2 protein-coding genes are annotated in these 1784 nt (G+C 24.3%); both read left to right on the forward strand.

Annotated elements, in window-relative coordinates:
- Positions 1–469: 469 nt before the first annotated feature.
- Positions 470–1102: a hypothetical protein gene (locus AJ888_RS05345; RefSeq protein WP_070296109.1), complete on the forward strand. Its 633-nt coding sequence runs from the start codon at positions 470–472 to the stop codon at positions 1100–1102.
- Between the two features lie 236 nt (positions 1103–1338).
- Positions 1339–1784: bacteriophage T4 gp5 trimerisation domain-containing protein (locus AJ888_RS05350; protein WP_410002362.1), on the forward strand; the 446-nt coding region annotated here is incomplete at its 3' end.

The raw sequence follows: 1784 nt of genomic DNA on the forward strand, positions 1-1784 counted from the left end.
AATCGTGCCAGAATGATTAAACAAAATAGAATTAGCTTTGTGTAAATACTTTCCTTATGATTTAATATAAAAAGATTTTTAGTTATAATTTTTCATTTTATATTTAAGGAAAAATTTATAGAATATTTAAAACTTTTACAAAGACGTTGGAAAGAAGCTTATGAAGCTATACCTAAACTTTATGAAACACCCGATGGGTTAATAATAAATTTCACCCTAAGTGAAGATACAGATACTATTCTTTTTAAAAAACCTTGGGAAAATTTTGAATTAGATGATGAAGATAAAGAAGCCAAATGGAGATTAAGCTTTTTTAGCATTAGCGAAGATAAACCTTTAGGATATATTTAGAATATAAAGAAGCTTTAGAGAAATTACAAGATTTTTCTTTAATTCAATCAGAAGAAAGGATTTTAATTAGAGCAATGAGTTTAGAAGAGCTTGAAAGTTTAGAGCTTAAAGGGTGGTAATGCTTCCTCAAGCTATATTTTTAAATAAACTTGTAGAATTTTTATCTGATGAGAATTTAGATATTGTAAATATGAAAAAAGGTGTAGATAAAATTTTTTCTAAAAAAGATTTTTACGCTATATTAGAATTAAATATTAAAATTATGAATATAGCGAAATTAATTTTTAAAAGTGATGAAAAATTAAATATATTATTACCACAAACTTCTGATTATAAGAACACAAATTATTTTCTTCAAGAATTAGAGTTAAAAAAAGAAATGGATGTTAATCTTAATGATTTAAAAAATTGTGATAATAAAAAAATAATAGAAATAATAAAGCAAGAATATCAAAATAATCTGATTAAAGAATTGGATATTAATTCTCAAAAAGAAAAAATCAAAATACTTTTTATTATTAATGAAGTGCCAAAATTTTTAAAATCAATCTATAAAGAATGTGAGTTTAAAGAATATGGATTAGCAAATTATTTGGAATTGGATGAAATTTGGGATTTTTATGAAAATAATATTAGATATTTTACTATTTTAACTCCTATGGGTGCAAATAAAATAAAATTGCGTTTAGAAAATACACAAAACAGCGAAAAAGAACCCAATATCATAGAAGTAAATTTAGATAAAAAATAGATTTTAATAACAAAAATAAGCAATTTCTTTTTCTACTCAAATTTAGACTATTTGTGTTAAAATAATAAATATAAAAATTAAAAACATAGTGAAATTATAAACACCATAAACTCAACCCCCAAAAGGATCTTCAATGTCTCTTAATTCTTATATGAGTCTTAATATATCAAATTCTACTTCAAATCCCCTACCCTTTAAATCACTAAAGCCCTCATCAAAGAAAGTTAGGAGATGAAGTGATTATTTCTTTTTTAGATGATGATATAGATAAACCTTATGTGAGCTCTAGTTTGTATAATGGGGCTAATCCAAGTTTAGTAAATCTTCCTTTTAATGATCATCAAACTTCTCTTTCTTCTAAAACCATAGGTGTTAATGAAGAAGGTTATAATGAACTTACCCTCTCAAATATAAAAGATAAAGAACAAATTTATTTAAAAGCCCAAAAGGATTATGATGAATTAGTCCAGCATAATTTCACTCAAAGAATTTTAAATGATAAAGATTCTATAGTGGATGGAATTTATAATGAAAGGATTAAAAAGATTCATACTCAAACCATAGACTTAGCTAAAAATGTCAATGTAGGAGGAGAATACTTAACTAATGTAGGCTTATCTAAAGATACCATAGTAGGATTAAGCAATACCTTAAATGTAGGAGTAGATAATAAAGTAAGAGT

The sequence above is a fragment of the Campylobacter sp. BCW_6467 genome, assembly GCF_001762855.1.
Classification (GTDB): Bacteria; Campylobacterota; Campylobacteria; order Campylobacterales; family Campylobacteraceae; genus Campylobacter_D; species Campylobacter_D jejuni.